At 71.4% G+C, this 15,764-nt stretch carries 13 protein-coding genes; 8 read left to right on the top strand and 5 right to left on the bottom strand.

The window, feature by feature from the left end:
* Nucleotides 1-23: 23 nt before the first annotated feature.
* Both WMF46_RS02085 and WMF46_RS02080 read right to left on the bottom strand, forming a co-directional pair.
* The gene (locus tag WMF46_RS02085; RefSeq protein WP_437984059.1) at nt 24-815 is read right to left on the bottom strand and encodes a TPM domain-containing protein; all 792 of its coding nucleotides are present in this window, start codon (nt 813-815) and stop codon (nt 24-26) included.
* A gap of 14 nt (nt 816-829) precedes the next feature.
* The gene (locus WMF46_RS02080) at nt 830-1,456 is read right to left on the bottom strand and encodes a LemA family protein (protein WP_437984058.1); all 627 of its coding nucleotides are present in this window, start codon (nt 1,454-1,456) and stop codon (nt 830-832) included.
* 214 nt (nt 1,457-1,670) lie between these two features.
* Between WMF46_RS02080 and WMF46_RS02075 the strand changes: the two genes are divergently transcribed.
* The 5 genes from WMF46_RS02075 (at nt 1,671) to WMF46_RS02055 (ending at nt 6,906) form a co-directional block, all read left to right on the top strand.
* Nucleotides 1,671-2,207, top strand: coding sequence for an ureidoglycolate lyase (locus tag WMF46_RS02075; protein WP_437984057.1), 537 nt, complete (start codon nt 1,671-1,673; stop codon nt 2,205-2,207).
* 14 nt (nt 2,208-2,221) lie between these two features.
* Nucleotides 2,222-3,058 (top strand): TrmH family RNA methyltransferase, encoded by an 837-nt coding sequence (locus WMF46_RS02070; RefSeq protein WP_437984056.1) that lies wholly within the window; start codon nt 2,222-2,224, stop codon nt 3,056-3,058.
* 13 nt (nt 3,059-3,071) lie between these two features.
* Nucleotides 3,072-3,770 (top strand): hypothetical protein, encoded by a 699-nt coding sequence (locus WMF46_RS02065; RefSeq protein ID WP_437984055.1) that lies wholly within the window; start codon nt 3,072-3,074, stop codon nt 3,768-3,770.
* Nucleotides 3,771-3,998: 228 nt separating this feature from the next.
* Nucleotides 3,999-6,371, top strand: a complete 2,373-nt coding sequence (locus WMF46_RS02060) for a (Fe-S)-binding protein (RefSeq protein ID WP_437984054.1) — start codon at nt 3,999-4,001, stop codon at nt 6,369-6,371.
* A gap of 379 nt (nt 6,372-6,750) precedes the next feature.
* Entirely contained in the window at nt 6,751-6,906 is a 156-nt protein-coding gene (locus tag WMF46_RS02055) for a hypothetical protein (protein WP_437531283.1), read from the top strand.
* Between the two features lie 69 nt (nt 6,907-6,975).
* Here WMF46_RS02055 and WMF46_RS02050 read toward each other — a convergent pair whose 3' ends face one another.
* Nucleotides 6,976-9,339 (bottom strand): autotransporter assembly complex protein TamA, encoded by a 2,364-nt coding sequence (locus WMF46_RS02050; RefSeq protein WP_437984053.1) that lies wholly within the window; start codon nt 9,337-9,339, stop codon nt 6,976-6,978.
* A gap of 245 nt (nt 9,340-9,584) precedes the next feature.
* Between WMF46_RS02050 and WMF46_RS02045 the strand changes: the two genes are divergently transcribed.
* The 3 genes from WMF46_RS02045 to gspC all read left to right on the top strand — a co-directional run bounded on the left by WMF46_RS02045 (nt 9,585) and on the right by gspC (nt 13,247).
* Nucleotides 9,585-10,172, top strand: coding sequence for a ubiquinol-cytochrome c reductase iron-sulfur subunit (locus tag WMF46_RS02045; RefSeq protein WP_437984052.1), 588 nt, complete (start codon nt 9,585-9,587; stop codon nt 10,170-10,172).
* A complete protein-coding gene (locus WMF46_RS02040; RefSeq protein WP_437984051.1) occupies nt 10,169-11,962 on the top strand; it encodes a cytochrome b N-terminal domain-containing protein in 1,794 nt (597 codons plus the stop codon). The genes WMF46_RS02045 and WMF46_RS02040 overlap by 4 nt, the downstream gene beginning before the upstream one ends.
* 316 nt (nt 11,963-12,278) lie before the next feature.
* The gene (gene gspC, locus WMF46_RS02035; protein ID WP_437984050.1) at nt 12,279-13,247 is read left to right on the top strand and encodes a type II secretion system protein GspC; all 969 of its coding nucleotides are present in this window, start codon (nt 12,279-12,281) and stop codon (nt 13,245-13,247) included.
* 26 nt (nt 13,248-13,273) lie between these two features.
* Here the strand turns inward: gspC and WMF46_RS02030 are convergent, their stop codons facing one another.
* Complete coding sequence (locus WMF46_RS02030; RefSeq protein WP_437906769.1) at nt 13,274-14,875, bottom strand: serine/threonine-protein kinase; 1,602 nt, start codon at nt 14,873-14,875, stop codon at nt 13,274-13,276.
* Nucleotides 14,876-15,034: 159 nt separating this feature from the next.
* Nucleotides 15,035-15,637 (bottom strand): hypothetical protein, encoded by a 603-nt coding sequence (locus WMF46_RS02025; RefSeq protein WP_437984049.1) that lies wholly within the window; start codon nt 15,635-15,637, stop codon nt 15,035-15,037.
* Nucleotides 15,638-15,764: the final 127 nt, after the last annotated feature.

Below are 15,764 nucleotides of genomic sequence, written 5' to 3'. Positions count from 1 at the left end.
GTGAAGAGGCGGCGCGCAGCGGCTCAGTAGCTATCGCTGGATCCGCCCCCGCCGGAGCGACCGCCGCCGCCGCCACCGAACCCGGATCCGCCGCCGCCGCTGCGGCCGCCGCCGCCGCCTCGGAAGAGGAGCGCCTGGAGGACGAGCCACAGGAACCAGCGGAAGGAGGGCGAAATCAGCGCGAGCACGAGCGCCGCCACGATGGCGACGACCGTCACGCCGACCTTGATCGGCGAGACCGGAGCGGGCGCCGGCCGGGCGTCGGGCGCCGGGCGCCGTTCCTCCTCGGGTGTCCCGGCGACGAGCGCCCTGGCGATCTCTGCCGTTCCCTGGTCGATGGCGTCGCGGAATCGATCCTGCCTGAGCAGCGGGTTGATGGTCTGCCGGATGATGTCGTTCGACTGGAGATCCGTGAGCGCTCCCCCCACGCCCTTGCCCGTCTCGATCCGGACGCGCCGCTCGTTCGGGGCGATCACGAGGAGAACGCCGTTGTCGGCCCCGCGCTGGCCGAGCTGCCAGGTGTTGAAGGCCTCGTAGGCGACGTCCTCGATCGTCTCGCCTTCGAGGGATCCGGCCACGAAGGCGACGATCTCGAACCCTGTCTCGCGGCGGATGCGATCGAGCTTCGCGTCGAGAGCGCGGATGTCGGGCGGCTCGAGCCGCCCAGCGGTGTCGACGACGTGCCCCGTGAGCGCCGGCGGCGTGAAGTCGGCCAGGGCCGGCCGCGCGACGAGCGCGCAGACCAGCGCGAACGCGGCCGCGACGGCCCTGGCCACGGCGCGCAGCCGCGCCCCGCTCGCGCCGATCCGGCGCATCGCCGCGCCCCTCATCAGAACGAGACCTTCGGCGCCGACTGGACCTCGGGAGAGGCGGTGAAATAGACGCGCGGCTTGAACGGCTGGCCCGTCGCCTTGTTCACCACCTGGCCCCGGATCTTCAGGAGCTCCGCGTTGTACTCGCGCGCCGCCTGGTTGTACTCCTGGCGCGCTCGGAGGATCCGGTTCTCGATCCCCTCCAGCTGGACCTGGAGGCTGTGGAAGCCCTGGTTCGCCTTGAGATCAGGGTATTGCTCCTGCACCATGAGGAGCCGCGAGAGCGAGCCGCTGAGCTGCTCCTGCGCCTTCTGGAAGGCCTGCACCTTCTCCGGATCCGTCAGATCGTCGGCCTTGAGCTGGACGCTGGTCGCGCGGGCGCGCGCCTCGGCGACGCTCGCCAGCGTCTGCTCTTCGTGCTTGGCCGACCCCTTCACGACCGCCACCAGGTTCGGCACCAGGTCGTAGCGCCGCTGGAGATCCGCCTCGAGATCGGACCATTTCTGGGCCGCGATCTGATCTTTCTCGACCAGCATGTCGTAGCGCTGGCAGCCGACGACGGACGTCATGACGGCGAGCACCGCCAGGAACAGGGAGGCCACCGCGAGGCGCTTCCGAAAAGTCGATTTGTGAACAATCCGCATGACTGGCTCCAGGGTCGCTTGCATTACCCGTCGGGGTTGCGTCGCGAGGCGCCTTGCAAAACCCGGCCCCATGGCGCTCGTGGCGGGCTGGCGTGCTGCGGCGCGCCCGCGACGTGATACCCTTTTCCTGTCGTGCCCTCGGCCGGCGCGCTCCATGCGCCGCGCAGGAGAGCCTCAGGGAAGCCCCACGCGTGGCACGCCGCCACAGTCGCCCATGACGATGAGCCACCGCCCGCGCATCGCAGCCCATTCGCTCAGCCCCGCAGCTTATGCGCCGTATGGCGACATCCTCATGGCCTCGCCGCACGGCGAGCCCGGCAGGCCTGCCAACCAGGGGACGGCGCGGCGCTTCGATCACCTCGCCGCGATCGAGAACCTCCGCCCCGGGCACGCCTCGCTGAACGTCTCGGTGTTCCGCTGCGCCCCGCGATCGAGCTTCCCGCTCCCGATCGCCGTGCTCGAAAAGCACCCCGGCTCGACCCAGGCGTTCGTGCCGATGAGCGCGCGGCGTTACCTCGTCGTCGTGGCCCTCGGCGGCGACAGGCCCGAGCTCACGACGCTCGGCGCCTTCATCGCCCACGGCGCCCAGGGCATCACCTATCGCCCCGGCGTGTGGCACCACCCCATGATCGCGCTCGACGCCGAGGCCGACTTCGTCTGCCTGTCCTGGGAGGACGGCTCTCCCGGCGACTGCGCCGTGGTCGAGTACGCAGAGAGCGAGCGGATCGGGGTCGCGATCGACCTGCTATAGAGGCGCCCGCCGCCATGCGCCGCTCGACCCCCAATTGCTCGTTCGTCGCGCAGGAGCAGCGAAGGCTGCTCGCCGCGCTCGACTCCCTCGACGTCGCCGACGTCGCCCGCATCCTCGAGGAGTTCGTCACGGACGAGCGCAGGGCCCGGCTGCGCGGCGTCATCGCGGCGCGGCTCGACGCCGTCACCGTGGCCATGGATGCGCCGCACGATCCGCACAACGGGGCCGCCGTGCTCCGCTCCTGCGACGCGTTCGGCTTGCAGCGGCTGCACATCATCGAGCGGGCCGAGCAGTTCCTTGTCTCGAACACGGTCTCGCGCGGCTCCGAGCGCTGGGTCGACGTGCGCACGCACGCGACCACCGAGGCCGCGATCGCCGAGCTCCGCGCCTCGGGGCACGAGCTCGTGGCGACCCACCCGGAAGGCGAGCTCACCCCGCGCGACCTCTCGAGCATCCCCCGCCTCGCGCTGGTGCTCGGCAACGAGCGCGACGGCATCCGCCCCGACCTGGCCGCCGCCTGCGCCCGCGCCGTGCGCGTCCCCATGCGCGGCTTCGCGGAGAGCCTCAACGTGAGCGTCACCGCGGCGATCCTGCTCGAGCACGCGACGAACGGCCGTCCCGGCGACCTGCCGGAGCCCTACCAGATCACGCTCTATGCGCGCGCGCTGGTGCTCACCGTCCCCCACGCGGCGGAGATCCTGGCCGCGCGGGGCATGCACCTGCCCCTGCCCCTCGGAGGAACGCCGCCCCCTCCCCCGAAGCCGCGCGGCCCCAAGCCGCGGAAGCCGCCCGCGCCGCCCACGCTCGAGACGCGCAGCGCCGGCGCCCCGCGGGAGCCTGAAGGCGGATAACATGCAGCCCCCCATGCGAAGCCCCGGTCCCCCGCGGCGCGAGCCGCGCGCCCGTCGCGCCGCAACGCGCCCGCCGGCGCCTCACGGCCTCCGCGAGCGCCTCGCCCGCGTGGCGATCGACGTCGCGCGCGTCGCGCGCGGCGCGACCGCCCTCGCCCTGCTCCTCGCCGGCTGCATCGAGGTGCCGCCGCCCCCGCCCAGGCCGCCCCTCCAGCCGAAGGACATCAAGGTCCCCGAGGGCGTCGGGCTCGAGATCGCCTGTACACCGACGGGGGTCGAGCTCTGCTTCGACGCCCGCGACAACAACTGCAACGGCGTGATCGACGAGGGCTGCGGGCTCCACACAGGGATCCTCCAGTTCACGATCGCGTGGGAGGAGCCCGAGGCCGACGTCGATCTCAACGTCTATGACCCGGCGGGAGAGCTCGCGCGCGTCGGGGAGCCGACGGCGAGCGGCCTCATGAAGGACCGCGACTGCCCGCGCGTGAGCGGCGAATGCCAGGAGCAGAACGTGGAGAACGTCTTCCTCACCGAGGGCGAGCCGGCGCGGGGCCGCTACCGCGTCGTCGTGCGGCTCGACAAGCTGAACGACGCGACGGCCCCCATCCGCGTCCGCCTGAGCGCGCGGGTCGGCCAGCGCTCGTACAGCATGGCGCTCGATCTGTCCCCCTCCGCCGCGACCGAAGAGAAGAGCGTCGAGTTCACGCTCTGAGCCGCTCGCGAGGCGCGCGCCGCCCGCGCCCCCGGCGCGCCGCCCGCGCCCCCGGCGCGCGAGGAGCCCCAGCGCGCACCGACGTATCCGCCCTTGCAAGAACAGAAATCCGACGAAGGAGCACCGCGCGCTCCCTCGCCGCCGCGCGGTTGACGTCCGGCAGCCGCCCACCTTAAAAGATGTGGCCATTTTACACCTGGAGACGCCCCGCGAATGAATCCCACGTGGATGCTCACATTGCTCGTCGGCCTCTTCGCCGCCTTTGCGTGGAGCGCCAACCGGCGTTGGCAGCTCCTCAAGGTCGGGCGCGGGGAAGACCGGCTCGACCGGATCGCCGAGCGCCTCAAAGGCACCTGGGAGTACGCCTTCCGGCAACGGAAGATGGGTTACTACCCGCTCGCCGGGCTGGCGCATAAGCTCATCTTCTTCGGATTCCTGGTTCTCCTGCTCCGGACGCTGATGCTGTGGGGGCGCGGCATCGACCCGTCGTTCGATCTGTGGATCCTGGGGCACGAGCCGGTGCGGCTTCCGGGCGTCGGCGCGGTGCCGCTCGGCGGAATCTACGAGTTCGTGAAGGACGTCATGGCCACGCTGGTCGTGACCGGCGCGCTCGTGTTCATCTACTACCGGGCGATCAAGCGCGAGCGGCGCATGACCCTGTCCGGCGAGGGGCTCCTCATCCTCGGCATCATCGTCACGATGATGGTGAGCGACATGCTCTATGACGGCGCCTCGCTGGTGCTCCACCACCGCTGGTCCACGGCGGCGTGCGGCCCCGCGGACCCGGCGCTCTGCGAGCGCGTCGCCACCGTGACGGCCCCGTTCGCGGGCGTCCCGGCGGACCCGGCGGCGCTCGGCTGGCACCTGTTCCCGGCCCCGGCGGGCTCGCTGTTCGCCGTCCTCCTGAGCGGCGCCAGCCCGGGGACGCTCGTCGTGCTCGCGCACATCGGGTTCTGGACGCACGTCACGCTGGTGCTCGTGTTCCTGAACCTGCTCCCGCACTCGAAGCACTTCCACATCATCACGTCGATCCCGAACGTCTTCACGCGCAACATCGAGGCGCGCGGCCGGCTGCCGCTCGTCGCGGGCAGCGCCGAGGCGATCGGCGAGATGGTCATGAAGGCGGCCGAGGAGCCGGAGAAGGCCGCCCCTGTCGGCGTCGCGCGCATCGAGGATTTCACCTGGAAGGCGATCCTCGACTTCTACACGTGCACCGAGTGCGGCCGCTGCAGCGACAACTGCCCGGCCCACAAGACGGGCAAGATCCTGAGCCCCAAGCAGCTCACCCTCGACCTGCGCGATCACCTGTACGGCCGAGAGGGGGAGTTCATCAACAGGCCGGGCGGCCCGCGAGGCGACGGCCACGCGGTCCAGGCGAACGGGCAGGCCTCCGACGGGGTGGCGCAGGACGGCCAGGCAGCGGAGACGGCGGAGACGCAGGAACGCGCCGAGCACGCGGAGCAGGCGGCCCCGGAGAACCCGGTCCCGGTCCCCGAGGTCGCGTACAAGCCGGTCGACCTCGTGGCGAACGTCGTCCATCCGGACGTGCTCTGGGCGTGCACGACGTGTCGGGCCTGCGAGGAGCAGTGCCCGGTGATGATCAGCTACGTCGACAAGATCGTCTCCATGCGCCGCCACCTGGTCCTCGTGAAGGGCGAGTTCCCGGCGGAGCTCGGGAATCCGTTCAACGCGATGGAGGTCAACGGCAACCCCTGGAACCTCGCGCGCATCGACCGCGGCAACTGGGCCGAGGGGCTCGAGATCCCGACCATGGCCGAGAAGCCGCAGGCCCCGGTGCTCTACTGGGTCGGCTGCGCGGCGAGCTACGACGACCGCGCGAAGAAGATCGCCCGCGCGACCGCCAGGCTCCTGAAGGCCGCCGGCGTCGATTTCGCCATCCTCGGCCAGGAGGAGACCTGCACCGGCGATCCGGCGCGCCGCGCGGGCAACGAGTACCTCTTCGCGATGCTCGCCGAGCAGAACGCGGCGACCCTGAACGGCTACAAGGAGCAGGGCGGCGTCCGGAAGATCGTCACGACCTGCCCCCACTGCTTCAACACGCTCGCGAACGAGTACCCCGACTTCGGCGCGAAGTTCGAGGTCGTGCACCACACCGACTTCCTGCTCGGCCTTGTCGCCGAGAAGAAGCTCGTCCCCAGCAAGCCGGTCGAGGGGAAGGTGGTCTTCCACGACTCCTGCTACCTCGGCCGCTACAACGACGTGTACGAGCAGCCGCGCGACATCCTGAAGCGCATCCCCGGGCTGCAGCTCGTCGAGGCCGAGGGGTGGAACCGGCAGAAGGGGCTCTGCTGCGGCGCCGGAGGCGCGCAGATGTGGATGGAGGAGCAGAACAAGGACCGCGTGAACGTCAAGCGGACACTGCAGCTGCTCCAGACGGAGGCGAAGACCATCGCGACCGCCTGCCCGTTCTGCCAGACGATGATCACCGACGGCCTCAAGGATCAGTCCAAGGAGGAGTCGATCCGCCAGCTCGACGTTGTCGAGCTGCTCGAAGAGAGCTGCGCTCTCGACCGCTCGGCCGGCAGCCGCTCGGCCGCCGCCCAGGACGTCGCCGAGACGGCCGCGTCCGCCAGCGCCTGATCCCGCCAAATTCCGCTGCCATTGCGCACCAAAGCGGCACGTCATGCAGGCCATGACGCGCCGCTCCAGCGTGTTCGCCTACATGCGCGCCCTGGAGCAGGCCTGATGGTGTTCAGGCACAGCCTTCTCGTGCGTCCCGTCTCGGCCTGAGCTAGATTCGGCCCTGCCGCCGGAGGTGGATGTGATTGAAGGCGCTCTGAAGGGGACCGCGAACCTGGACCCCTGCCCTACGCCGGAAGGGACCGCAAGTGCGGATTACCGGCTCACAGGGATACTGGACCATCCGATTTGCGTCTCGGTCGACGCGATCGCCGACCATGCGCTGCGCGCGCGTCAAGCAGCCTCAGGCGCAACCGAGCTCCGCTGCGACGTGTGCAACGTGGCCATCACGGGGGAGCCCCACGGACGCGGCCTCTACGTATGGTCGCGCGGCGACGAGCTCCGGTTCGAGGAGCCTGCCCTCTGCTGCCTCTGCTCGGTCGCCATCGGGATGACCGCGCTGTCCGCCTGGAACGTCGAAGAAGAAGAGGGCTGATCGCCCGCGGCCTGCCCGAATGCGCGGGCCCCACCGCCCTCCGGCGCCCGCCGGAGGGATCACCCCACGTCAGAACGCCTCGCCGATCGCCAGGTTCACGGCGATGGGCAGCACATCGAACAGCTTGCCCGGGGGCCGCTCGTCCTCGGGCCAGCCTGCTGCTTTTGTCTCCTTGCAGACGCCGAGCACCTGCAAGCAGGGGATGCGGTAGCCCACGTCGAAGCGCAGCGGTCCGACCGGCGTGACGTAGCGCAGCCCGAAGCCCGCCGAGACGTGCAGGCGCTGCGCTCCCGAGCGGAACAGCCGGTGCTCCCGGGTGACATCGCCGGCGTCGGCGAAGATCACCGTACCGAAGCTCTCGCCGAGCGGTATCCGCAGCTCCAGGCTCGTCTCCCACAGCAGACGGCCTCCGATGGGGACCAGCGGGGCGTCCTCCTCGTCGGCGCTGTCGCCGGCTGTCAGGCTCGGCACGCGGGCGTGCGGGCCGACCTCGTTGTACCCGTATCCGCGGTTGCTGGTCGCGCCGCCGCTGAAGAACCCGCGGAACTGCATCAGCTGAAGGTCGGCCCCCACGTCTCTCCGGCAACGGTCCCTGTCCACGCCCGCGAGGGCGTCGCACTGGGCAGGATCCACGGAGGCGTCGCCGTAGTCGCCCGTGAACAGCCACCCGGTCATCAGGCGGAAACCCAGCGTCCATCTCCTTGAAACAGGGAAGTAGGCGCGAAACTCGGGCTGAAGGCGGATGTCGCGCGCGGAGTGAAACCGCCTGTCCCGCTCGTCCTGCGCCTTCTCGCCGACCAGGGCCTCAGCGATCGCGGTGTCGAACGCCAGATAGCCGGCCAGCTGCGTGTCCAGCGCGATGTAATAGCCGTGATGGGGGGTGACCCGATCGGGCTTCCCCGCCTCGTTCAGCCGGCGGTCATAGGACACGAGCGCCTGGAGGTAAGGGATGAAGAGGGTCCCGAACCCGGAGGGCAGCCGCGCCGAATTGTAGGTGAACGGGCTGTTCAGCTGGACGTTGTAGAGGAGGGCCGCGTTCAGGTCCGATTTCAGGAAGGGCCGCTCGATGCCGATGGAACCGACGTACTCGCGGTAGCCGACGATCGCGTGCTCCGGAGCCTCCTGGGCAGCCTCTGGTGCAGCTCCTGACTCCCCCTCCTCGGCGCCCCCCTTGTCCGGCTTGGTGCAGAACTCACCTGTCTGGGGGCAGTAGAGCTTGAACGAGCCGCGCAGCACCGCGGCCGTGCGCCGCTCGATCGCCCCGGGCTGGCGAAGCTCGGACCGGAGCTGGATCTCCGGCAGGAGGCGGAAGGTGTCCCCGAGCTCCTTGCCGAGCAGGTTCGAGAACTCCACCGGATAGAAGACGAGCCCCGGCCGGGCCTCGACGCTGAAGCGGCGCAGCCCCCCGAGGAAGTTGCGATCTTCCCAACCGGCGACGAGGTGCGCCTCGACGCGCGAGCCGACCTCGGCGCCTCCGCCGAGCTTCACGGCGCGGAGCGCGGACGGCTGCACGGAGAAGGTCACGGGGACGACCGGGTTCCTGGGCTGTCCGGGCGGCGCGAGCTCGGGCTTCACGGCGACGGAGCCGAACACGCCGAAGTCGGCGAGCGCCTGCTCTGCGTCCGCCAGATCCGCGGTCGAGAAGCGCTCGCCCTCCTCGATGCCGATCGCCGTCCTGACGGGCCCCTCGGGCAGCTCGCCGAGCCCCTCCAGCTTGACCTTGCCGAACCTGCACTCGGGGCCGAGCTCGATCGTGTAGCGGATCCGCGCCTCGTTCTTCACGAGGTCGACGTCCACGTGCCCCTCCACGTTCGCGTAGGCGAAGCCGCGATCCGTGAGGACCCGGAGCAGGCTCTTCTTGAGCTCCTCGTACCGAGCCTCGTCCAGGCGCTCGCCGACCTTGAGCTCGTCCTTCGCCTCGGTCACCGGCCGGCCGATGTCCCTGCCCTTCTCCAGGGTCCAGTCCCGCCACGCGAGATCCACCGACGCGATCTTCACCGGCGCGCCCTCGGAGACGACGATGCGCACCCGCACGCGCCCCTCCTTGCCGGGGCCGCCGAAGCGCTGCACCCGCGCCGCCCGCACCCGCGCCCCGTAGAACCCGCGCGCGCGGTAGTACCGCTCGATGCGGGCCAGGTCCCGCTCGAGGACGAACCGGTCGAAGCGCTCGTACTCGACCGTGAGCGCGTCCCAGACGCTCAGGATCGGCACGGGCTCGAACGCGCCGCCGAGGAGGCGCGAGCTCTCGGCCGTCGCGATCCGCGCGGCGAGCTCGTCGCCGCTGATCACGTCGTCGCCATCGAACGAGACGTCCTCGATGGCGCACCCGCTGAGGTCGGGACGCGTACACGCCGGCGGTTGACGCGAAGCGGCACACGCGGAGGCCCCGAGCACGGCGAACATCACGAGCGCTGCGGCGACGGGACGAGGCATCGGGACCTGGACAACTGAAAGAGAACTTTCGGCTGTGCCGGCCGAAGCGCAATCGCCCCGATGTGCGCGATGGCGAGGATTCAACGTTACGCCTGTGTTTTCGATATGCTGCGTCCGCTTCGGCCGCCGGTGGCCCCGCTCCAGTCTGGGCGGCCTTCGGAGAGCGGCGCGAGCGAGGGAGAGCCTACGAGATGGCAGAGCCGACGCAAAAGGAACCTGGTGCCGGTGGGTACCTCGGACATGGATTGCCGCACGAACCTGGGCCTCACGGGGTGCCCGCGAGCGCGGGCGCGCCGTCCGCGGGCCCGGCCCCCGAGGAGCGGCGTGGCGCCCTGAAGGCGCTCGTGGCGATCGGCGGTCTGGCCTGCGCCGGCGCGATCGCCGTACCGGCGGCGAGCTTCATCGCGGCTCCGGCCGCGGGCAGCGCCGGCGCCGCGGGCGGGCGCGAGCGCTGGGTCCGGGTCGGGCGCCTCGCGGACCTCCCGCCGGGCGAGCCGCGGCGGCTCAAGGTGATCGGCGAGGAGCGCGACGCCTTCACGGTCGCGAAGGACCAGATGCTCGGCGCGATCTGGGTCATCCGGGAGGGCGAGAAGATCCGCGCGATGAGCGCCACGTGCCCCCACCTCGGCTGCGGGATCGAGCTCAACGACGACAAGAAGACCTTCAACTGCCCGTGCCACGCGTCGCGCTTCGGCCTGTCGGGTGCGCCTGAGACGGGGCCGTCCCCGCGCCCCATGGATCCGCTCGCGACGCGGGTCGTCGACGGCTGGCTCGAGGTGGACTTCCGGCGCTACCGTGACGGGGTCGCCGAGCTCCAGGAGATCGCAGGATGAGCCTCGGCGACTGGCTGAACGAGCGCATAGGGCACCGCGAGCCGCTGCGCCGGTTCCTCGACGCGCCCATCCCCGGCGGCGCGCGCATCGGTTACGTGTGGGGGGGCGCGCTCGCGCTGCTGCTGATCATCGAGGTCGTCACGGGCGCGCTGCTCATGTCGGCGTACGCCCCGAGCGCGACCACGGCGTGGGCGAGCGTCGCGCACATCAATTTCACCCTGCGCGCCGGGTGGCTCATCCGAGGCCTCCACTACTTCGGAGCGCAGGCGCTCGTCATCCTGGTCGCGATCCACGTGGCGCGGATCGCGCTCCACGGGGCGTACCGCGCGCCGCGGGAGATCGGCTGGTTTTTGACCCTCGGCCTGCTCGGCGTGATCCTCGGCTTCACCTTCACGGGCAACCCGCTCCCGTGGGACCAGGACGGCTACTGGGGCGCGCGCGTCGAGACGGGCATCATGGGCTCGGTCCCGGTGGTCGGGTCGTTCACGCAGCAGCTCGTCATCGGCGGGAGCTCGCTCGGCCACCTGACGCTGACGCGGCTCTACAGCCTGCACGTCTTCGTGCTGCCGGCGGTCATGGCCTTGCTGCTCGCCGCGAGCTTCGCGCAGTTCCGCAGGCACGGCTTCGGCACGCCGCACGGCGCCGACCTCGGCAAGGCGGATCGGTTCTACCCGAAGCAGCTCGGCCTGATCCTGCTGGCCGTGGCGCTCGTGCTGGTCGTCGTGTTCGATCTCGCGGCCATGGAGCACGGCGCCCCGCTCGAGGCGCCCGCGGATCCCGTCAGCGACTACAACGCCCGCCCCGCCTGGTACTTCCGCCCGCTCTTCGAGCTGCGCAAGTACTTCCCTGGCTCGCTGGAGCTCATCGCGACCGTCGGCCTGCCGGGGGTGGTCGGGCTGTACCTTGCCCTGCTGCCGTTCATCGACAGGAAGCCCGGCCCGCTCCGGGCGCGGCTGCCGGCGCTCGCGCCGCTGTTCTTGATCGGCCTCGGGGCCGTCGGCCTGCTGGGGAAGTCGTTCGTGAAGGACGCGAAGGACGAGGGCTTCCAGCGCTCGGAGGCGCAGAGCGCCGCGCGGACCGCGCGCGCGGTGGCGCTGTTCAAGCAAGGCGTCCCGCCCGAGGGAGCGCTCGCGATGCTCCGGAACGACCCGGAGACGCGCGGCGAGGACCTCTACAAGAAGGAGTGCGCGAGCTGCCACCGGCTCAACGATCTCGGGCCGCCCAAGGACAAGCAGACGGCGCCGGACCTCACCGGGTTCGGGACGAAGGCCTGGGCGCTCGAGGTGCTGAGGGATCCCGACGCCGACCACCTCTTCGGCAAGACGGCGTTCAAGGAGATGATGCCGTCGGCGGTGAAGCCGCCCGCGGATCCCGAGGCGGCGAAGGTGTTCACGCCGATGAGCGCGGCCGACCAGGAGACGATCGCCGCGTTCCTCGAGGGGCAGGCGCGCGGGGAGCCCGGCGCCGGGACGCCCGGAGAGAAGATGGTCCGGCAGCGGTGCACGAGCTGCCACCGGCTCGACGGCAAGACCGACGACGAGGAGTCGGCCGCCCCCGAGCTCCGCGGCTGGGCCTCGGTCGCGTGGATCGAGGCGCAGATCACGAACCCCGGCAGCGGCAAGGCCTACCCGCCGGCCGCGATGGCGAAGGACCTGGAAGGCCACATGCCGGCGTTCGAGGAGAAGCTCTCCGCGAACGACCGGAAGGTCCTCGCCGCCTGGGTGTACCGCCGCGGCCGCGGTGAGCCCGGGACGACGGTCTCCGCCAAGGCGCCCGACAAGAAGCCCTGAGCGAGCCGCTCGCGGGCGCTCGCTGCCCCACCCTCTCCTCCTCTCGATCCCCCTCTCGATGAGCGCCGCCGCGGCGCGCGCGGCTCGTGGACGCTCGCGCGGCTCGTGGACGCGCGCCGATCCGTTCGGGTCAAGGCGCGCGCTCTGACAGGCGCTCGCGCGGGCGCTCCGGCGCGACGGGCCGGCACGCGCGGTGCTGCGCGTCCCGAGAGGGAGGGTCGGTGGCGACATTGTGCACGGTCGCCTCCACGTCGGCGTGCGCGCGGCGCTCGCCTCGATCGCGGGCAGCGATCGAGCCCCAGAAAGAGCAGGACCCGTGGACCTGGATGCGGCTGTGAAGCACCACTTCCTGTGGATCGCGGGCACGATGATCGCGTCCGCCGCCTACTTTCAGGCGTCGGGGGTGTCTCACTTGATCGGGAGGACGATCATCCCGGACAGAGCCACGAGGCTCTCTTCCACGCCCCCTGCGTCCCACCGCGCGTTGCGCGACGGCCTCCACGCGACGAGCGCTGAAGTGATCCTCCGGCGCAACCCGTTCGACTCGGCGACGGGGCCGCTCCTCCCGCCCCCGGGCGGCGCACCCGAGGAGCGCGCGCCCGCGGCGCACGGCGATCCGTGGAGCGATCCGACCTGCGACGCCGGACGCGTGGTGCTCATCGCGGCGTCGCAGGACGCCGCGTGGTCGTTCGCGGCCATCGAGGGCCCCGACGGGCAGACGCAGCTCCGCCGGCTCGGCGGCGACGCGGCGGGAGGCACGCTCACGCGCATCGCGTGGGACCGCGTCTGGATCACCGCGGGGGGCGCCCGCTGTCAGATGCAGCTCGGGAAGGCCGGGAAGCTCGGGAAGAGCGCGCGCGAGGAGGCGCCCGCGCCGCAGCCCCGGCCTCAGGCGAGGCCGGTCGGGAGCGACAACAACCTGAACTCGATCCCGCCGGAGATCGCCGCCCGCATCCGGCGGGTGAGCGCCACGGAGTTCAACGTCGACCGCGCGGCGGTCGATCAGATCCTCGAGCAGCAGGCGCTCCTCATGCGCTCCGCCCGGGTGACCCCGGAGCGACGAGGAGACCAGGTCGTCGGGCTGAAGCTCAGGATCAGGCGAGGCTCGCTGCTGGAGACGCTCGGGCTGGAGAGCGGAGACACCCTGAGGTCGATCAACGGCTTCGACGTCACCGATCCCCAGAAGGCGCTGGAGGCCTACGCGCGGCTCCGGACCGCGAACCGCCTGTCCGTCGCGATCGAGCGCGGCGGACAGCTGATGACGGTCGACTTCAACATCCGCTGAGGACCCGGAACGGGCGCGCGCGGAGCTCAGCCGAAGGCGTCGACGGCCGCCCTGGCCGCCTGGCCCGAGAGCGACGGCGGCGCGACCGCCTCCCACCACGCCGCCGCGTGCTGCTCGGTCCAGTCGGCGTCCATGCGGAGCGCGGCGAGCCGCTCGGACAGCTCGCGCGCCGACTGCGGCCGCCGCGCGGGATCCTTCTCGAGGCAGTCGAGCACGAGGCGGTCGAGCGCGGGCGGGATCGCGCGCGCCGCGCGCTTCGAAGGCGCGACGGGCGCCTCCGTCGCGTGGAGCAACATCGTCTTCATCGCCGTCTCGGCGTCGAACACGAGGGCGCCGGTGAGCAGCCAGTAGGCGACGCACCCGAGCGCGTAGATGTCGGTCCGGCCGTCGATCGGGTGGTCGCCCATCACCACCTCCGGAGCCATGAACGCGGGCGTGCCGGTGATCGCGTTGTCCGCCGTCAGCTTGGAGGGGTCCGCGTCTTTCCTGCGCTGGGCCACCAGCCCGAAGTCGAGCACCTTCAAGAAGTCGAGATCTGCGCCGTAGCGGCACAGGAAGAGGTTGGCGGGCTTGATGTCGCGGTGCACGAAGAAGGCCTTGTGCGCCTCGTGGAGCGAGTGGCAGGCCTGCCGGAGCAGGTGGACCACGCGCGCGGGCGGCTGCGGGCCGTCCAGCTTGACGAGGGTCTCGAGGTCCATGCCGTCGAGCAGCTCCATCACGTAGTAGAACGAGCCGTCGCGGGCGACGCCGAAGTCGAAGATCCCGATCGTGTGCGGCGATCGGAGCGCGGCGGTCGCCTGCGCCTCGCGCTCGAACCGCGCCTTCGCGTTGCCGTTGCTCGATGGCTCGCCCTGGAACGCCTCGGGCCGGATCAGCTTCACGGCCGCGGGGCGGGCGAGCATCCGGTGCTTCGCCCGCCACACCTCGCCCATACCGCCGCCGCCGAGCCGCTCGACGAGCCGGTAGCTGCCGAGCTCCCGCGCCGCGTCGAGCTTGCGCCCGAGCCCGAAGACGACGCGCGACACGAGGACGGAGAGCGCGAGCGCGATGACGCTCGGGAAGAAGCGGCGGAGCATCGCCTCGTACGAGGGCGGCTCCATGAAGCCCGAGCGGACGAGCACCCAGAGGCAGGCCGGATCGGTGAGGATCGCCAGCGTCGAGGTGAACAGCGTGCGCACGCTCGGGGCGGGCACGATGATGGGAAACATGAGCACCCAGACGGCCACCGGCGGCCATCCCGGCAACACCGGCCCCTCCGGCCACGGCTGCGCGTTGGAGATGACCGAGAGCAGCGCGGCGCCCAGGATCTTGTAGGCGAACGAGAGATCGACGATCCGCGGCGGCGACAGGAGCCCCTTCCGCGCGATGACGAAGAGCGCGGCCGAGACCAGCATGAACGGCAGGAAGACCGCGACGCGGATCGGGTACGGGCCGAGCTCGAGGCCCGGGAAGATCTCCGACACGAGGAAGCCGAGGGAGCCCGCCACGATCGTGCAGAGCGCCATCCACGCGACGCGCCTCGTCGCCTCCTGCTCGAGGTCCGGGGGGAGGCGCGGCGACAGCCACTCCCAGCGCGGCCTCGCGCAGGTCTTGCTGGCGTCGGGGCCGAGGAAGACGGTCTCGCTCATGGAGTCGCGCGCGCGGCCCACGGCCGCGTCGGTCTGCTCTAGGGGAGGAGGAAGGCGGCGGGAATAGAAGAGTCGCCCGCGAGGCGCGCGCCTCTCGGCACGCGCATGGCCCGGCGTCTTCGCGTGCGGGCGGACTCGGCCAGCCCGCGCGGGGGAGCGTTACTTGATGAAGACCTGCGCGGCCGCGAGCCCCGCGCCCTTCGTCGCCTTGAGGATCACCTTGCCCGGACCGCCGATCGGCAGCGGGTTCTTCCAGCAGCCGGAGGCCTTGCCGCCGAGCGTCGCCGCGGCGCCGGTGGTGCTGTCCTGCGCGAGCACGACGGGCGGCAGCGCGGGCGCGGGCTGCGAGACGAGCTGGATGTCGAGCTCCTGGACCCCGAGGCCGATGCCGACGACCGTGTAGCACTTGCCGGGCGAGATGTTGATCTGCTGCTCGAGCGCCTGGCCCTCCTGGAACTGCCCCGCGAACGGCCCGCCGTCCGGCTTCATCCCCGGGGCCTCCGTCGTGCCCATCCCCTGCAGGATCGGCGTCGCGGCCACCGCGGCGACCGGCGGGATCGGCGTGGCGGCGGAGCCCGCGGGCGCGGCGGTGGTGGTGGGCGTGGGCACCGCCGTCGCCGGCGTGGTCGGCACGGCCGAGGCGCACCACTGGCCCGGAGGGCACGGGTTGTTCGGGTCGATCGTCGGCTCGGGGGTCGACGAGCACGCGAGCGCTCCGAGCGCGGCGAGGGAGAGCGGGAGTACGTGGAAGACACGCATCATGAGAATGCTCCTTCGATGGGCATGAGCTCGCCCGATCGCAGAACGAGTGCCAGCGCTTCTTACACCGGCTGCGGTTCGACGTGTGGGCCGAGCTCACGAAGCAGCGATCTCGACAGCGCGCGGGGTG

This window comes from Sorangium sp. So ce117 (assembly GCF_051524395.1).
GTDB lineage: Bacteria > Myxococcota_A > Polyangia > Polyangiales > Polyangiaceae > Sorangium > Sorangium cellulosum_B.
This window is presented reverse-complemented; position numbering and strand designations above follow the sequence as displayed.